The following is a 16,263-nucleotide window of genomic DNA, read 5'->3' as shown; positions in this document are numbered from 1 at the left end:
GCGTCATTTCATCACGCCGACGTCAGCACGAGGCCGTCGCCGTCGGGCGACCGGTCCACGGTGACGCTGCCGCCGTCCGCGACCTGGCCCCCGATCAGCAGCTTCGCCAGCGGGTCGCCGATCGCGTTCTGGATCAGGCGGCGCAGCGGGCGGGCGCCGTACGCCGGGTCGTAGCCGGTGTCCGCGAGCCAGCGCTTGGCCTCGTCGGTGACGTCGATGGTGATCCGACGGACGGCCAGCCGCTTCTCGAGCATCGCGAGCTGGAGGTCGACGATGTGGGCGAGCTCGTCGATGGTGAGCGCGTCGAAGATGACGATCTCGTCCAGCCGGTTGAGGAACTCCGGCTTGAAGGACCCCCGCACCGTCGCCATCACGGACTCGCGCTTGCGATCGGCGTCCAGCGCCGGGCCGACCAGGAAGTTCGAGCCCAGGTTGCTGGTCAGGATCATCAGCGTGTTGCGGAAGTCGACCGTGCGGCCCTGGCCGTCGGTGAGCCGGCCGTCGTCGAGCACCTGCAGCAGGATGTCGAAGACCTCGGGGTGGGCCTTCTCGACCTCGTCGAGCAGCACGACCGAGTACGGACGGCGCCGGACCGCCTCGGTGAGCTGGCCACCCTCGTCGTACCCGACGTAGCCCGGAGGGGCGCCGACGAGCCGGGCCACCGAGTGCTTCTCGGAGTACTCGCTCATGTCGATGCGCACGATCGCGCGCTCGTCGTCGAAGAGGAAGTCGGCGAGCGACTTCGCCAGCTCGGTCTTGCCGGTGCCGGTCGGACCGAGGAAGAGGAACGACCCGGTCGGCCGGTTGGGGTCCGAGAGCCCGGCGCGCGAACGGCGTACGGCGTCGCTGACGGCCACGACGGCACCGCGCTGCCCGATCAGGCGCTCGCCGATGACCTCCTCCATCTTGAGGAGCTTGGCCGTCTCGCCCTCGAGCATCCGGCCGACGGGGATGCCCGTCCACGCCTCGACGACCTCGGCCACCTGCTCGGCACCGACCTGGTCGCCGACCAGCGGGTCGATGGTGGTGTGGTCGGTCTCCGCGGCGGCGGCCAGCGCCTTCTCGAGCTCGGGGATCTTGCCGTAGAGCAGCTCGCTGGCCTCGTCGAGCTTGCCCTCGCGCATCATCCGATCGGCCTGCACCTTGACGGCGTCCAGCCGCCGGCGCAGCTCGCCCTCACCCTCGAGCGAGGACTTCTCCTGGTCCCAGCGGGACTCGAGCGCGCGCAGCGACTCCTCCTTGTCGGCGAGGTCGGCGCGCAGCTTGTCGAGCCGGTCCTTGGACGCGTCGTCGCTCTCCTTCTCGAGCGCGAACTGCTCCATCTTGAGCCGGTCGACCTGGCGGCGGAGCTGGTCGATCTCCTCCGGCGAGGACTCGATCTCCATCCGCAGCCGCGACGCGGCCTCGTCGATCAGGTCGATCGCCTTGTCGGGCAGGTTGCGGCCGGTGATGTAGCGGTCGGAGAGGGTGGCGGCGGCCACCAGCGCGGCGTCGGTGATGCGAACGCCGTGGTGCGCCTCGTACTTCTCCTGGATGCCGCGCAGGATCTGGATGCTGTCCTCGACCGACGGCTCGCCGACGAAGACCTGCTGGAAGCGCCGCTCCAGTGCGGGGTCCTTCTCGATCCGCTCGCGGTACTCGTCGAGCGTGGTCGCGCCGATCATGTGCAGCTCGCCGCGGGCCAGCATCGGCTTGAGCATGTTGCCGGCGTCCATCGCGGAGTCGCCGCCGGCGCCCGCGCCCACGACCGTGTGCAGCTCGTCGATGAACGTGATGATCTGCCCGCCGGCGTCCTTGATCTCCTCGAGCACGGCCTTGAGCCGCTCCTCGAACTCGCCGCGGAACTTCGCGCCCGCGACCATCGCGGCCAGGTCGAGGCTGAGCACCCGACGGCCCTTCAGCGAATCAGGTACGTCGCCCTCGACGACGCGCTGCGCCAGACCCTCGACGACGGCGGTCTTGCCGACGCCGGGCTCACCGATCAGGACCGGGTTGTTCTTCGTACGCCGCGAGAGGACCTGGATGACCCGACGGATCTCGGAGTCGCGGCCGATGACCGGGTCGAGCCGGCCGTCCTCGGCCGCCTCGGTGAGGTCGACGGAGTACTTCTCCAGCGCCTCGTACGTCGACTCCGCGTCCTGGCTCGTCACCCGGCGGTTGCCGCGGACGGCGGTCAGCCCCTCGCGCAGCCCGGCTTCGGCGAGGCCGGCGTCGAGCAGCACCTTCTGGGCGCTGCTCTCGACGCCTGCGATCGCGATGAGCAGGTGCTCGGTGGCGACGAAGTCGTCCTTCATGCCGTTGGCGAGGTCGAGCGCGGCGGCCAGCACGCGGGTCAGCGCCGCCGAGCCCGACGGCTGCTGCACGGTCGCGCCGCTCGCGGTCGGGAGCGCACCGAGGGCCGCCTCGGCCTTCGCGGTCAGCGCCTTCGCGTCCACGCCGGCCTTGGTGACCAGGCTGCGGGGGGTGCCGTCCTCCTGGCGCAGCAGCGCCACCAGCAGGTGGATCGGCTCGACGTGCGTGTTGCCGGCGGTGGTCGCGGCCAGCTGTCCGGCCTCGATCGCCTCGCGACTGCGAGTCGTGAACTTCTCGGCTCCGAAGGTGCTCATGGCTTCTCCCTGCGGGTGATCTGTGTGAGTAGTGGGGGTCAGCGACCCCGTCGCCAGACGACGACGGACTGGCCGGGCTCGGGTTGACGCACGGCTGGCAGCTTGTTGGGAGGAGTGTCGCCGCGACGCGCGATCGCCGCCTGGCGCAGCGCCTCGCGGGTCGCGGCGAGCTCGGCCTGGAGCTCGTCGTTGCGCTGCACGAGGGCCGCGATCCGGTGCTCGAGGTCGAGGATCCGGCGTACGCCCTCGATGCCGATCCCGGCGGCCGTCAGGTCGCTGATCTCGCGCAGCAGCTCGACGTCGCGGTGGGTGTAGCGACGGCCGCCGCCACCGGTGCGGCCGGGCGTGATCAGCCCCATCCGCTCGTAGGTGCGCAGCGTCTGCGGGTGCAGACCGCTCAGCTCCGCGGCGATGGAGATGACGTAGACGGCGCTGTCGGGGCCCGGCGGCTCCAACGGTCGACGCCCGGCCACGAGGTCAGGCCTCCTCGAAGAGCTTCGAGCGCAGCGGCTTGCCGGCGGTCGCGGCCCGGTAGGCCTCGACCGCCTCGCGCGCGGCCGCGTCGAGCACCGCGGGCACCTGCACCTCGACGGTCGCGAGCAGGTCGCCCTTGGTGCCGTCGGACTTCGTCGCACCCCGGCCCCGGACCCGGAAGGTCCGCCCGTTGGGCGTGCCGGCCGGCACCTTGAGGGTGACCGGGGCACCGCCGAGGGTGGGGATCTTGATGTCGGCGCCCAGCGCGAGCTCGTCGAAGGAGACGGGCACGTCGAGCAGCAGGTTGTCGTCCTTGCGGCCGAAGAGCCGGTGCCCGGAGACCTTCACGGTGACGTAGAGGTCGCCGGCCGGGCCACCGTGGTCGCCGGGGGCTCCCTTGCCGCGCAGCCGGATCCGCTGGCCGTCCTTGACGCCGGCGGGGATGCGGGCCTGGATGGTGCGCGCCGAGGTGCCGCGGCCGCTGCCGTGGCAGGTCGGGCAGGACTCGTCGTAGACGAGCTGGCGCCCGCCGCACATCGGGCAGGTCTCGTTGATCGAGAAGCCGCCGCCCGCGTTGCCCAGCACGAAGCCGGCGCCCTCGCACTGCGGGCAGACGTGCGGCTTGGTGCCCGGCTTGCCGCCGGTGCCCTTGCAGTCGGGGCACGCGGAGTCGGAGGTCAGCCGCAGCGACACCGTGACGCCGTCGATGGCGTCGGTGAAGCTGATCGTCGCGGTCGTGTCGACGTCCGGACCCTTCTGGGCCCGGGGCGCGCGCCGACCTCGGCCGCTGCCGCCGAAGAGGTCGCCGAACATGTCGCCGAACCCGCCGCCGCCACCGCCGCTCCGCTCACGGAGCAGGTCGTTGAGGTCGAAGCCGCCACCACCGCCGCCGGGGAACCCGCCGCCGCTGAAGCCCCCGCCGAACCCACCGGCGTACGCGCTGCGCATCTCGTCGTACTTGGCGCGCTTGTCGGCGTCCCCGACGACGTCGTAGGCCTCGGCGACCGCCTTGAACGTGTCGTGCTTGGCGGTGTCGCCGGGGTTGGAGTCGGGGTGGTTGGCGCGCGCGAGCTTGCGGTAGGCCTTCTTGATCTCGTCGGCCGTCGCGGTCTTGCTGACGCCGAGCGTGGCGTAGAAGTCCTTCTGCGCCCAGTCGGCCCGGAAACCGTCATTCGTGCTCATCGCACACCTCCCTCCTCGTCGTTGTCGTGATCAGGCCGTCGGACCGCTCGGCGGGTCGACGACCAGGACCTGGGCGGCCCGGACGACCCGGCTGCCGATCCGGTAGCCCGCCTTGGCCACGACCTTGCAGGTCGTCACCTCGACGTCGGGGTCCTCTCCGATGTGGGAGAGGGCCTCGTGGATCGTCGGGTCGAAGGCCTCGCCGGGCGCACCGAACTTGGTGAGCCCGAGGCCGGCGACCACGCGCTCCAGCTGGTCGGCGACCGTCTGGAAGCCCGCGTCGAGATCGCCGTGCTCGCGAGCCCGGTCGATCGTGTCGAGGACCTCGGTGATCGGGGCGAGCGCGGCGTACGTCGCGTTCTCCCGGATCAGGTCGCGGTCCCGCTCGACCCTGCGCTTGTAGTTGACGAACTCGGCCTGCAGCCGCTGGAGGTCGTTGGTGAGCTCACCGACCGTGCGCTGCGCGACGGTCAGCTCGTCCTCCTCGACCTCCCCCGGCTCCGCGGGGCCCTCGGCCGGAGGAGCAGGGGTCTCCTGCTCCTCCGACTCGGGGATGACCTGCTCGTCCTGGGACGGCTCGGTCACTTGGCCTCGCCCTCAGCGGGGTCCTCGTCGACGATCTCGGCGTCGACGACGTCGTCGTCGGCCTCGCCCGTCGAGCCGTCCGAGCCACCGGCGGCGGCCTGCTCGGCCTCCGCGGCGGCGTACATCGCGGCGCCCATCTTCTGGCTGGACTCACCGAGCTTGGTGACACCGGCCTGGATCGTCTCGGCACTGGCCTCGGCGTCCTCGAGGATCGCCTTGAGCGCGTCGACGTCGGCCTGGACCTCGGTCTTCACGTCCTCGGGCAGCTTCTCGGCGTTGTCGGCGAGGAACTTCTCGGTCGTGTAGACGAGCTGGTCGGCCTGGTTGCGGGTCTCGACCGCGGCGCGCCGGTTGGCGTCCTCCTCGGCGTACTGCTCCGCCTCCTTGACCATCCGGTCGATGTCGTCCTTCGACAGCGCGGAGCCGCCGGAGATCGTCATCGACTGCTCCTTGCCGGAGCCCTGGTCCTTCGCGGTCACGTGCACGATGCCGTTGGCGTCGATATCGAAGGTGACCTCGACCTTCGGGATGCCTCGCGGCGCCGGCGGCAGGCCGGTCAGCTCGAAGTTGCCGAGCGGCTGGTTCTGCGACCACATCTGGCGCTCGCCCTGGGCGACCTTGATCTCGACCGACGGCTGGTTGTCGTCGGCGGTCGTGAAGATCTCGGACCGCTTGGTCGGGATGGTGGTGTTGCGCTCGATCAGCGTGGTCATCACGCCGCCCTTGGTCTCGATGCCGAGGGACAGCGGGGTGACGTCGAGGAGCAGCACGTCCTTGACCTCGCCCTTGAGGACGCCGGCCTGGAGGGCGGCGCCGACGGCGACGACCTCGTCCGGGTTGACGCCCTTGTTGGGCTCCTTGCCGCCGAGCAGCTCCTTGACGACGTCGGTCACGGCCGGCATTCGGGTGGAGCCGCCGACGAGCACGACGTGGTCGATCTTGCTGACGTCGACGCCACCGTCCTTGAGGACGCTCTGGAACGGCGCCTTCGTGCGGTCGAGCAGGTCGGCGGTCAGCTTCTGGAACTCGCTGCGGGTCAGCTTCTCCTCGAAGTGGAGCGGGCCGGACTCGCCGTGCGTGATGTACGGCAGGTGGATCGTGGTCTCGGAGGACGACGACAGCTCGATCTTCGCCTTCTCGGCCGCCTCCTGGAGACGCTGCTTGGCGATCTTGTCGGCGCCGAGGTCGACGCCGTTGTTGTCCTTGAACTTCTTGACCATCCAGTCGACGACGCGGGCGTCCCAGTCGTCACCACCGAGGTGGTTGTCGCCCGAGGTCGCCTTCACCTCGACGACACCCTCGCCGATCTCGAGGAGGGACACGTCGAACGTGCCGCCACCGAGGTCGAAGACGAGGATCGTCTGGTCGTCGCCCTTGTCGAGGCCGTAGGCCAGCGCTGCCGCGGTCGGCTCGTTGACGATCCGGCTCACGTTGAGGCCCGCGATCTCGCCGGCCTCCTTGGTGGCCTGGCGCTGCGCGTCGGAGAAGTACGCCGGGACCGTGATCACCGCGTCGGTGACGGTCTCGCCGAGGTAGGCCTCCGCGTCGCGCTTGAGCTTCTGGAGGACGAACGCGCTGATCTGCTGCGGCGTGAAGTCCTTGCCGTCGATGTCGGTCTTCCAGTCGGTGCCCATGTGGCGCTTCACCGAGCGGATCGTCCGGTCGACGTTGGTCACGGCCTGCCGCTTGGCGACCTCACCGACCAGGACCTCTCCGGACTTGGCGAAGGCGACGACGGACGGGGTCGTCCGGGCACCTTCGGCGTTTGCGATGACGGTGGGTTCGCCACCCTCGAGGACGGCGACGACGCTGTTCGTCGTGCCGAGGTCGATGCCGACCGCACGTGCCATGTTTGTGTACCTCCGGGTATCGGGTGCTGCTTCAGCCCCCATCCTGCGGGGCCGACGTCAGTCTGACAAATAAGTTGAGTCCGATCAACTCAACTTTGCTTACTCGTCTCAACGGAGGTACGGCGTCGACCATTCCCGGGTCAGCCGATGAATTTCCGGATCAGCCCGATCCGGTCGAGCGCGGGCACCTCCGCCAGCGGGATCCACCGCGCCTCGCTGGTCGACCCGCCGAGCTCGTGGGTCAGCTCACCCCCGGTCACGGTCGCCTCGTAGACGACCTGGACGTTCTTCTGCGGACGATCGCCCACGCGCTCGAACCGCTTCTCGGGCGCCATCACGAAGGTCTCCACCCCCAGCAGCCCGGTCAGCTCGACGTCGTACCCCGTCTCCTCCCGCACCTCCCGGATCGCCCCCTCGGCCGGCGTCTCGTCCAGCTCGACGCCACCGCCCGGCAGCGACCACATCAGGATCGGGACCTCCGGCTCGTCCCACAGCGCGAGGAGGACGTGACCGTCGCGCACGACGACGGCGTACGCGCCCAGACGGGTGTCGTAGTCGGTGAACTCCAGAACAGGTTCCATGAGTCCATCCTCACGCACGGGAATGTTCGACCCCCCGACAGGAGATGGAACTGGCATGACCGTTTCCAACGTCGTCCTGAACAACGAGACCACCATCCCCCAGCTCGGCTTCGGCGTCTTCCAGGTGCCGCCCGCGGACACCGCCGCGGTCACCGGCACCGCACTCGAGGTCGGCTACCGCCACATCGACACCGCGCAGATGTACGGCAACGAGGCCGGCGTCGGCGAGGCCATCAAGGCCTCCGGCATCGCGCGAGACGAGCTCTACGTCACCAGCAAGCTCAACAACACCTTCCACGAGCCGGACGCCGCGCGCCGCGCGTTCGACGAGACGCTGGGTCGCCTGGGCCTGGACCGGATCGACCTCTTCCTCATCCACTGGCCGCTGCCCACGCGCTACGACGGCGACTTCGTCTCCACGTGGCGCACCCTCGCCGAGTTCGTGGCCGACGGCCGCGCGACGTCGATCGGCGTCTCCAACTTCCAGCCGGCCCACCTGGACCGGATCATCGAGGAGACCGGCGTCGTCCCCGCGGTGAACCAGATCGAGGTGCACCCCTACTTCACCAACGAGGACGCCCGCGCGGCCTCGATCCGGCACGGCGTCGAGGTCGAGGCCTGGTCGCCGATCGCCCAGGGCAAGGTGCTCGACGACGCGGTCATCGGGGAGATCGCGGCCGCCCACGGCAAGACGCCCTCGCAGGTCACCCTGCGCTGGCACATCGACCGCGGCGACATCGTCTTCCCGAAGTCGGTGCGCGAGGAGCGGATGCGCGAGAACTTCGACATCTTCGACTTCTCGCTGACCGAGGACCAGGTCGCCGCGATCAGCGCCCTCGACCGGGGCGAGGACGGCCGTACCGGCCCCAACCCGGACACGTTCGACTGGATCCCCGACTGAGGATCAGGCGTCGAGGGCCCGGCCCCAGGACTCGAGGGTCCTGGCGAGCCGGGCCCGTTCCGTCTCGGGCAGCAGCGCGACGAGCCGCTGCTCGTTGGCCATGTGGGCGACGAACGCCCGGTCGATGAGGTCGAGGCCGGCGGGGGTCAGCGCGACCACCCGGCCGCGACCGTCCGCATCGCTGACCCGACGCGTCACCCAGCCCTGCTCGACACAGCGGTCGACGCGCTTGGTGACCGCACCGGAGGAGACCATGGTCCAGTCCGCCAGGTCGCGTGGCGTCAGCGCGTACGGCGGCGGCTCGCGCCGCAGCGTGGCCAGGATGTCGAACTCCCCCTCGCCGAGCCCGAACTCGGCGTAGACGGCGACCAGCTCCTCGGTCAGCCGGGCCGCCAGCCGGTGCAGCCGACCGATCACGCCCTGCGGGGAGACGTCGAGGCCGGGCATCGCCTCGTGCCACTTCGCCATGATGCGGGCGACGTGGTCAGGCTCCGGCTCCTCGGCCGCCACCGACCTACTCCCCGATCAGGTCGTCGGACTCGCGCAGCCGGTCGATGTCGGCGGAGTGCTCGTCGCGGACGACCACGACCGGGCAGCCGGCATGGCGCACGCACTGCTCGCTGACCGACCCGAGCGCCAGACCCTTGAAGCCGCCGAGCCCACGGGCACCCACGACCACCAGGTCCGCCTCGCGCGACGCCTCGATCAGCGCGTTCGCCGCCGCGGCCCGCACCGCCTCGCACGCGACCTCGACGTCAGCCGCCTGCTCGGCGACGGTCGCGTCGACGTCCGCGCGCAGGGCCTGGAGCACGGCCTCCTCGAAGTCCTCGAGCGGTGGCACGTAGCCCCGCGTCATCGACGCCGGGCGCGGCGCCGTCGACAGCGACCAGCTGCGGATCACGCGGACCCGGGCTCCGCAGCGGGCCGCGTAGTCGAGCGCCCAGGCCAGCGCGAGGCCGGCGGTGGGCGAGCCGTCGTGACCGACGATCACGGTGCGTCCGGAGGTGGTGGCCATGACCTGGAATATATCTCACCTGGAAACTATTATGTCTTCCATGGAAACTACCTCGTCCGCCCGATGGGGCAGCACGCTCGCCCTGGCGGCCCTCGCCCCCATCGCGTGGGGGTCGGGCTACTACGTGACCGAGACGTTCCTCCCGCCGGAGCGCCCGCTCTTCGGCGCGCTGGTCCGCGCGCTGCCCTTCGGCCTCGTGTTGCTCGCCTTCCGCCCGCGACTGCCGCAGGGCATCTGGTGGTGGCGAGCACTCGTGCTCGGCACCCTCAACATCGGCGCCTTCTTCGTGCTCATCTTCATCGCGGCGTACCGACTCCCCGGCGGTACGGCGGCCACGCTCACCGCGACCGCGCCCATCGTCGTGATGCTGGTCGCGTGGGCGCTGATCGGCGAGCGTCCGCGCGCCGCGGCCCTGGTCGGTGCCGGCGTCGGCGCGGCCGGCGTCGCCCTGCTCGTGCTGCGCGCCGACTTCGCCGTCGATCCGCTCGGCGTCGCGGCGTCCTTCGGCGCCGTCGCGATGTCGTCGGTGGGCTTCGTGCTCGTCAAGCGCTGGAAGCCGCCGGTCGACATGCTGACGTTCACCGCCTGGCAGCTGGTCGCCGGCGGACTGGTGCTGCTGCCGGTCGCCCTGCTCGTCGAGGGGGCGCCGCCCCCGCTCGACCCGAGCGCGATCGGCGGCTTCCTCTACCTCGGGCTCGCCGGCACGGTCGTGGCGTACGTCGTGTGGTTCCGCGGCCTGCGCCGGCTGCCTGCCGGCGCGGTCGCGCTGGTCGGCCTGCTCAACCCCGTCTCGGGCACGATCATCGGCGTCGCACTGGCGGGCGAGTCGTTCGGCGGCAGCCAGGCCCTCGGCCTGCTGCTGGTGCTGGCCGGCATCCTCGCCGGACAGCCGGCCATGGCCGACCGCCTGCGCCGGCGGACCGGACGTGGATCAGCCGGTGACGGTGACCCGGACCTCGTCGGACTTGAGGTCGGTGTCGCTGTCGACGACGCGGAACCGGTTCTCGCCGACCTTGCTGGTCTGCACGGCGATCTGGAAGGTCTCGCCGCTGACCGAGCCGGTCGCCGGGAAGTCGACCCAGGAGCCGTCCTGGAAGCGCTGGACCGTGAGGATCGCGCCCTCACCCTCGGGGTAGACGCCGGTCAGCTGGAACTGCTCCATCGGGCCGACCTCGGTGGTCGTCGCGGAGAGGCTGATCTCGGCCTTCGGTGACTTGCTCGCGGTCTTCGACGGCTTGCCGGAGGGGCTCTCGGACTCGCCGGGCGCCAGCGTGATCTCCGGGTCGGAGGCCGACTCCGTCTTCGACGGCGTCGGCAGGTACAGGCTCGCCTGGCCGTCGGCGGTCGAGCTCGAGTCGTCGCCGCCGAGTCCGAGGACCTTGGTCCCCGCCAGCACGACCAGCCCGATCACCAGGCCGACGACCAGCCCCACGCCCACCAGGGCCACCAGGCCCGCGACGATCGGGTGCTCCTCGCCAAGCCGGTCCGGCTCCTTCTCGGCCACGTCTTCCTCTTCCGCTGCTGGGCTCGTACGCCGCCATTCTCTCAGCGGGGCTCGAGCACGACGATCGGGATCTCCCGATCCGTCCACCGACGGTAGTTGACGAAGTCGGCGTAGAGGGCATCGAGGCGCGGCCAGAGGGCAGCCGCCTCGTCGGTGGTGGCGACCCGGGCCCGGACCGGGCGCAGCTCCGCCCTGATCTGCACCGTCGTCTCCGGGTGCGCCAACAGGTTGAGGTACCACTGCGGGTCGTGGTGCATGCCACCCTGCGAGGCCACGATCACGACGTCCGGCGCGTCGTCGAGGTAGAGCAGCGGCGTCGTGAACGGGGTCCCCGACCTCCGGCCGACGTGATCGAGCAGCAGCACCGGCACCGGGTGGAAGAGCGCCGAGCCGTTGCGCCACTGGTGGAGCAGGCGGCCGTTGCTGCGGCGGTAGATCCACACGTGCGCCTTGGCGATGCGGCCCATGGCGCGCTTGTAGAGCGGGTGGTTGAGTCCCGTGGGACGCGACTTGATCTTCGGTGCGGTCATCTCGGGGTGAGTATGACGACCGGGATCTCCCGGTCGGTCCACTTCGCGTACTTCTCGAAGTCGGCGTAGAGCTCGACCAGCCGCGGCCACAGCGCGGCGCGCTCGTCGGCGTCGGCGGTGCGCGCGCGGACCCGGCGGACGCCCTCCTTGCGGACCCGGACCGACGTGTCCGGGCAGGCGAGCAGGTTGGGGTACCACTGCGGGTTCTTCGGCAGGCCACCCTGTGAGGCCACCACGACGAGGTCGGCGCCGTCCTCGAGGTAGAGCAGCGGGGTCGTGAACCTCGCGCCCGACTTGCGGCCGACGTGGTCGAGCAGGAGCGTCGGGACGGGCTTCTTCCACCCGGCCCCGACCCGCCACTTCGACCCGATCCGGCCGTTGGTGAGCCGGAAGACCCGGACCTGCGCCTTCGCCATGTACTTGATGACCTTGGCGGTCACTGGCGAGTCCAGGCCCTCGGGCTTCTCCTCGGGCAGTCCCATCTACCGGCCCCCTACATCCCGCGCTTCCACACGATCTCCTCGTGCAGCTTGCGGCTGCGCCAGCCGTCCGGCGTCCGCACGAGAACGTGGTGGTAGATCCCGCCGAACTCGACGACCTTCTCGCCGCCCTGACCATCGTCCATCGGCATCGGGTTGTGGAAGTACGCCGAGCAGGTGGCCTCGTCGCCGTCGATCGCGATGTCGAGCTGGTGCAGCGAGTGCATGCGCTGGGGGAAGAACGCCGGCAGCACCTCGGCCAGCCACGTCTTCACCTCGGCGTACGACGCCTCGATCCCGCCGGACTCGACGTAGTTGATCTGGGCGTCGGGCGTGAAGACGGTGTCGAGCCTGTCCCACTCGCCGGTGTCGATGCCGCGGGTGTAGCGGATGACGACGTTCTCGATCTCGATGCGGTCGCTGATCTCCTGGAGGTCCACGCTGGAACTCTGGCACAAAACTGGAACACGTTCTAGTGTGTGGCCCATGCGATTCAGCTACGCCGAGGCGATGACGCAGGCGACGTACTACGCCCCTCTGGCGCAGGCGGCCGAGGCGGCCGGCTACACCAGCATGACGGTGGCCGACAGCGTCATCTACCCGAAGGACTCCGACTCGAAGTACCCCTACACCGACACGGGGGACCGCGAGTTCCTCGACGGCAAGGAGTTCATCGAGACGATGGTGCTGTGCGCGCACCTCTTCGCGGTGACGACCACGCTGCGCCTGACGCCGTTCGTGCTCAAGCTCCCGATCCGGCCGCCGGTGCTGGTCGCCAAGCAGGCCTCGTCGCTGGCGTTCCTGTCGGACAACCGGCTCGGCCTCGGCGTCGGCATCTCGCCGTGGCCCGAGGACTTCGACGCGATGGGCGTCGACTGGGCCAGGCGCGGCAAGCGGATGGACGAGTGCATGGACATCCTGCGCGGCCTCACGACCGGTGAGTTCTTCGAGTACCACGGCGAGTTCTACGAGGTCGACGCGCTCAAGCAGTGCCCCGGCGCGACCGAGAAGATCCCGCTCCTGGTGGGCGGCCACGCCGACGCCGCCCTGCGTCGCGCGGTGGTGAAGGGCGACGGCTGGATGCACGCCGGCGGCGACGGCGAGGAGCTGGACCGAATGCTGGTGCGGCTCGCCGAGATCCGCGAGGAGGAGGGCGACACCCGCGACGACTTCGAGGTGCACGTGATCTCGTACGACGCCTACACCCCCGACGGCGTGAAGCGCCTGGAGGACAAGGGCGTCACCGACTGCATCGTGGGCTTCCGGGTCCCCTACATCAAGGGCCCCGACACCGAGCCGCTCGACAAGAAGATCAAGCACCTCGAGCAGTTCGCCGAGAACATCATCCACAAGGTCAATCCGTGAGTGAGAGCTACGGCCTGACCAAGGTCCTCCAGGACGCGATCGCGGAGGCCGAGGAGCTGGTCGCCAACGCGCCGTTCATCAGGACCGAGCAGGACCGGCTCGAGGGCTACGACTACCTGGCCGGGCGGATCCGGATGGCCATGCAGATGGCCTTCGACCACGACCTGGACAGACCGTTGATGATCAACCCGACCCACCAGTTCTCGCGGCAGGGCCTGGACAACCCGGACGCCATCTACTTCAACGCCTACCTCAAGGAGGGCGTCGAGTACGTCGTACGCGGGCGGCGCGGGACGTCGGCCGACCTCTCGTTCCAGGTCATGTCGGGCTCCTACTCCGCCGACTCCGCGGCCGGCTCGATGCTCGCCTTCGACGACCGCGAGCTGGAGAAGGACACCGACGGGAACTTCGAGTTCCGCTACGTCGCGGAGCCGGGCGCGAAGACGATGATCGTGCGCGAGGTCTTCAACGACTGGGACACCGAGGAGCGCGGCACGATCACGATCGAGCGCGTCGACACGCTCGGCCAGCCCGCCAAGCCGTTGCGGCGCGAGCGGATCGCGCAGCGCTACGAGGTCGCGGCCAAGAGCCTGGTCGGGTCGATCCAGACCTGGATCGCCTTCCCACACTTCTTCCAGTACAAGGAGCCGGCCAACGTGCCGACCCCTCCGCAGTCGACGCCGGGCGGCCTCTCGTCGCAGCGCTCGTCGATCGGGCACTACGACCTCGCCGAGGACCAGGCGCTGGTCATCACCGTGCCCGCGTGCACGGACTGTTCCTACCAGGCGATCCAGATCGGCTCGGACTGGTACGCCTCGACCGACTACGAGACCCACCAGACCTCGCTCACCAAGGCCCAGGCGCAGGTCGACCCCGACGGACTCATGCGCTTCGTGATCTCGGAGACGCCGCCCGGCGGCACGCCGATCGCCAACTGGCTCGAGACCACGGGTCACCGCACCGGCGCGCTGATGCTGCGCTGGCAGCGCCTCGAGCGCGACCTCGGCCCGGAGGACGGTCCGGTCGCCGAGGTGATGCCCCTGGCCGACGTACCGTCCCGAGTCCCGCACTTCACCCCCCTCACCCCCGAGGAGTACGCCGCGCGGATCGCCGCGCGACAGCGCTCCGTTGCCCGAAGGATGATCAGCTGATGACCGAGCTTGGCCTTGCCGAAGCCCACGACACCTCGATCGAGGACCGCTACAACGCCGTACCCCTGCTGAAGGGGAAGGTCGTCGTCATCTCGGGCATCGGCCCCGGCCTCGGCCGGTCGCTGGCCGTGGAGGCCGCGAAGATGGGCGCCGACCTGGTGATCGCGAGCCGCACCGAGTCGCGGCTCCTCGAGCTGCAGGCCGAGCTCGAGGGCTACGGCGTCAAGGTTGTCAGCGTCGTCACCGACGTGCGCAACGAGGAGTCGCGCGCCAACCTGCGCGACAGGACGCTCGAGGCGTTCGGCCGGGTCGACTGCGTCATCAACAACGCGTTCACGATCCCGCCCATGGACCCGATCAGCACGATCGACCCCGTCAAGCTCGCGAAGGTCAACGAGACCAACGTCTTCGCGCCGCTTCGGCTCTCGGCGCTCTTCGCCGACGGGCTGTCGGAGTCCCACGGCTCGATCATCATGCTGAACTCCTGCGTCGTCTTCTCGTCGCAGCCCGAGTACGCCGGCTACAAGCTCTCGAAGGGCGCGCTCGAGCACCTCGCGTCGTCGCTGGCCACCGAGCTCGGCCCGCGCGGCATCCGCGTCAACAGCGTCGCGCCGTCGTACATCTACGAGGACGTCAACCGCGGCTACTTCGACTTCCTCGCGGCGGTCGAGGAGAAGACGCACGAGCAGGTGTACGCCGAGAAGGCCGCGCCGACCGACCTCAAGCGGCTGGCCTCGTCCGAGGAGGTCGCCCGCGCGACCCTCTTCCTCGCCAGCGACCTGGCCTCCGCCGTGACGGGCCAGATGCTGACCGTCGACTGCGGCGAGTTCCACGACTGACGGTGGTTGAGGTGCGAGCGAAGCGAGCCTCGAAACCATGAGCGACAACATCATGGTGCGGGAGCGCCCCGACGTCGGGTCCTACGACGACATCGTCGCGGCCGCCCAGCGCACCACGGGCATGACCGACTTCGGTGGCACCGCCCACGAGGAGGGCCTGCGCGTCCTCACCGAGGACCTGGCGTCACCGGAGGCCGGCCTGACGCCGCGGGGCAACTACTTCCAGCGGTCCGAGGTCAAGAGCGCGCTGGTCGGCGTACTGCTGACGCAGGCGCAGTTCGCGGCGCACCCCGAGCACCGCGACGTGCCGATCGAGCGGCCGATCTTCCTGATGGGCCTGCCGCGCACCGGCACCACGGCGCTGCACCGCTACCTGCACGCGGACCCGAGGTCGCAGGGCCTGGAGATGTGGCTGACGCAGTACCCCCAGCCCCGCCCCCCGCGCGACACCTGGGAGTCGGACCCGATCTTCAACGCGATGCAGCAGGCGTTCTCGGCGCACCACGTCGAATCCCCCGAGTTCATGGGGATCCACTACATGGACGCGACCACCGTCGAGGAGTGCTGGCGCCTGCTGCGGCAGACCGGCAAGTCGAACTCGTACGAGTCGCTGGCCAACCTGCCGCGCTACACCGAGTGGCTCAAGCAGCAGGACTGGACCGACGCCTACGCGCGGCACAAGGAGAACCTCCAGCTGGTCGGGCTCAACGACCCCGACAAGCGCTGGATCCTGAAGAACCCCTCGCACATGACCGCGCTCGACGCGCTGATGACCGTCTATCCCGATGCGCTGATCATCTACACGCACCGCGACCCGGTCACCTGCATCGCGTCGTCGTGCTCGCTGTCGGCCGAGACGACGGTCGGCCACAGCTCGACGTACGTCGGCGGCGTCATCGGCCACACCCAGCTGGACCTGTGGTCGCGGGCCTTCCACGCGTTCCACGACGCGCGGCCGAAGTACGACCAGGCCCAGTTCATCGACATCGCCTTCAAGGACCTGGTCACGGACCCGCTCGCGGTGACGCGTCGGGTCTACGACCAGTTCGGGCTCGACTGGACCCCCGAGGTGCAGTCGGCGATCGAGGCGATCGACCAGGAGTCCAAGCAGGGCAAGGCGAAGCCCTCGCACACCTACACGCTCAAGGACTACGGCCTCACCGAGGACCGGGTCCGCGCCGCCTTCGATCGATAGGACTGT

The 16,263-nt window shown here is 70.0% G+C and carries 17 protein-coding genes; 6 read left to right on the top strand and 11 right to left on the bottom strand.

Annotated elements, in window-relative coordinates; all coding sequences use genetic code 11:
* Positions 1–11: 11 nt before the first annotated feature.
* From clpB to ASC77_RS18530, 6 genes are all read right to left on the bottom strand, one after another.
* The gene (gene clpB / locus ASC77_RS18555; protein ID WP_056156336.1) at positions 12–2,606 is read right to left on the bottom strand and encodes an ATP-dependent chaperone ClpB; all 2,595 of its coding nucleotides are present in this window, start codon (positions 2,604–2,606) and stop codon (positions 12–14) included.
* A gap of 38 nt (positions 2,607–2,644) precedes the next feature.
* A complete protein-coding gene (locus tag ASC77_RS18550) occupies positions 2,645–3,079 on the bottom strand; it encodes a heat shock protein transcriptional repressor HspR (protein WP_056156334.1) in 435 nt (144 codons plus the stop codon).
* 4 nt (positions 3,080–3,083) lie between these two features.
* Positions 3,084–4,262 carry a molecular chaperone DnaJ gene (dnaJ, locus tag ASC77_RS18545; protein WP_056156332.1) on the bottom strand — a complete coding sequence of 393 codons (1,179 nt, stop codon included), beginning with the start codon at positions 4,260–4,262 and terminating at the stop codon, positions 3,084–3,086.
* A 30-nt stretch (positions 4,263–4,292) separates the two neighbouring features.
* Positions 4,293–4,847: a nucleotide exchange factor GrpE gene (gene grpE / locus ASC77_RS18540; protein WP_082574903.1), complete on the bottom strand. Its 555-nt coding sequence runs from the start codon at positions 4,845–4,847 to the stop codon at positions 4,293–4,295.
* Positions 4,844–6,697 carry a molecular chaperone DnaK gene (gene dnaK, locus ASC77_RS18535; RefSeq protein WP_056156330.1) on the bottom strand — a complete coding sequence of 618 codons (1,854 nt, stop codon included), beginning with the start codon at positions 6,695–6,697 and terminating at the stop codon, positions 4,844–4,846. Before dnaK ends, grpE begins: the two co-directional genes overlap by 4 nt.
* Positions 6,698–6,837: 140 nt before the next feature.
* Positions 6,838–7,278, bottom strand: a complete 441-nt coding sequence (locus tag ASC77_RS18530) for an NUDIX hydrolase (RefSeq protein ID WP_056156328.1) — start codon at positions 7,276–7,278, stop codon at positions 6,838–6,840.
* A gap of 55 nt (positions 7,279–7,333) precedes the next feature.
* Here ASC77_RS18530 and ASC77_RS18525 point away from each other — a divergent pair, with 55 nt between their 5' ends.
* Positions 7,334–8,179, top strand: coding sequence for an aldo/keto reductase (locus tag ASC77_RS18525; RefSeq protein WP_056156327.1), 846 nt, complete (start codon positions 7,334–7,336; stop codon positions 8,177–8,179).
* Positions 8,180–8,182: 3 nt separating this feature from the next.
* Here ASC77_RS18525 and ASC77_RS18520 read toward each other — a convergent pair whose 3' ends face one another.
* Positions 8,183–8,689, bottom strand: a complete 507-nt coding sequence (locus tag ASC77_RS18520; RefSeq protein WP_235547788.1) for a MarR family winged helix-turn-helix transcriptional regulator — start codon at positions 8,687–8,689, stop codon at positions 8,183–8,185.
* A gap of 4 nt (positions 8,690–8,693) precedes the next feature.
* The gene (locus tag ASC77_RS18515) at positions 8,694–9,194 is read right to left on the bottom strand and encodes a universal stress protein (RefSeq protein WP_056156325.1); all 501 of its coding nucleotides are present in this window, start codon (positions 9,192–9,194) and stop codon (positions 8,694–8,696) included.
* 40 nt (positions 9,195–9,234) lie between these two features.
* Here ASC77_RS18515 and ASC77_RS18510 point away from each other — a divergent pair, with 40 nt between their 5' ends.
* Positions 9,235–10,407 (top strand): EamA family transporter, encoded by a 1,173-nt coding sequence (locus tag ASC77_RS18510; RefSeq protein ID WP_082574901.1) that lies wholly within the window; start codon positions 9,235–9,237, stop codon positions 10,405–10,407.
* Positions 10,408–10,739: 332 nt separating this feature from the next.
* Here the strand turns inward: ASC77_RS18510 and ASC77_RS18500 are convergent, their stop codons facing one another.
* The 3 genes from ASC77_RS18500 to ASC77_RS18490 are packed head-to-tail and all read right to left on the bottom strand — an operon-like array spanning position 10,740 to position 12,147.
* Complete coding sequence (locus tag ASC77_RS18500) at positions 10,740–11,228, bottom strand: nitroreductase family deazaflavin-dependent oxidoreductase (protein WP_056156321.1); 489 nt, start codon at positions 11,226–11,228, stop codon at positions 10,740–10,742.
* Positions 11,225–11,710: a nitroreductase/quinone reductase family protein gene (locus ASC77_RS18495; protein ID WP_056156320.1), complete on the bottom strand. Its 486-nt coding sequence runs from the start codon at positions 11,708–11,710 to the stop codon at positions 11,225–11,227. The genes ASC77_RS18500 and ASC77_RS18495 overlap by 4 nt, the downstream gene beginning before the upstream one ends.
* Before the next feature lie 11 nt (positions 11,711–11,721).
* Positions 11,722–12,147 carry a nuclear transport factor 2 family protein gene (locus ASC77_RS18490; RefSeq protein ID WP_056156318.1) on the bottom strand — a complete coding sequence of 142 codons (426 nt, stop codon included), beginning with the start codon at positions 12,145–12,147 and terminating at the stop codon, positions 11,722–11,724.
* 46 nt (positions 12,148–12,193) lie between these two features.
* Between ASC77_RS18490 and ASC77_RS18485 the strand changes: the two genes are divergently transcribed.
* Genes ASC77_RS18485 through ASC77_RS18470 form a run of 4 tightly spaced genes read left to right on the top strand, consistent with a single transcriptional unit; the run spans position 12,194 to position 16,257 of the window.
* The gene (locus ASC77_RS18485; protein WP_056156316.1) at positions 12,194–13,072 is read left to right on the top strand and encodes a TIGR03619 family F420-dependent LLM class oxidoreductase; all 879 of its coding nucleotides are present in this window, start codon (positions 12,194–12,196) and stop codon (positions 13,070–13,072) included.
* On the top strand, positions 13,069–14,223 hold the full coding sequence (locus tag ASC77_RS18480) for a hypothetical protein (protein ID WP_056156315.1): 1,155 nt from the start codon (positions 13,069–13,071) through the stop codon (positions 14,221–14,223). The genes ASC77_RS18485 and ASC77_RS18480 overlap by 4 nt, the downstream gene beginning before the upstream one ends.
* Complete coding sequence (locus ASC77_RS18475; RefSeq protein WP_200945023.1) at positions 14,223–15,062, top strand: SDR family oxidoreductase; 840 nt, start codon at positions 14,223–14,225, stop codon at positions 15,060–15,062. The genes ASC77_RS18480 and ASC77_RS18475 overlap by 1 nt, the downstream gene beginning before the upstream one ends.
* A 37-nt stretch (positions 15,063–15,099) precedes the next feature.
* Positions 15,100–16,257 carry a sulfotransferase family protein gene (locus ASC77_RS18470; protein WP_235547786.1) on the top strand — a complete coding sequence of 386 codons (1,158 nt, stop codon included), beginning with the start codon at positions 15,100–15,102 and terminating at the stop codon, positions 16,255–16,257.
* Positions 16,258–16,263 lie beyond the last annotated feature (6 nt).

The sequence above is a fragment of the Nocardioides sp. Root1257 genome, from assembly GCF_001425175.1.
Lineage (GTDB): Bacteria > Actinomycetota > Actinomycetes > Propionibacteriales > Nocardioidaceae > Nocardioides.
The sequence above is the reverse complement of the archived record's forward strand: the minus strand, read 5'-3'. Positions and strand labels throughout refer to the sequence as shown.